Raw genomic sequence first — 252 nt, forward strand, 5'->3', positions numbered from 1 at the left:
CCCAGAATCTCACGTCCTGCACCTAATACTACCAGAACGGCAGTCATGCCCAGTCCCATCCAGAGCCCGTCAATAACGGCTGGCATGGGAGCATTTTTTGAGGCAAAGGATTCGGCGCGACCAATGATGATGCAGTTGGTCACTATCAGGGGAATAAAGATCCCCAGGGACAAAAACAGACCGTAAGTGTAAGCATTCATCAGCAGCTGAACACAGGTAACCAGCGCTGCAATGATCATCACAAAGATCGGA

At 50.4% G+C, this 252-nt stretch carries 1 protein-coding gene; it reads right to left on the bottom strand.

Translation table 11 applies throughout. The features are described 5' to 3' along the window. A partial coding sequence (locus ACYP03_RS27130; protein WP_459782822.1) for an Rnf-Nqr domain containing protein occupies nt 1–252 on the bottom strand: 252 nt, incomplete at both ends.

The organism is Photobacterium sp. R1, from assembly GCF_054600795.1.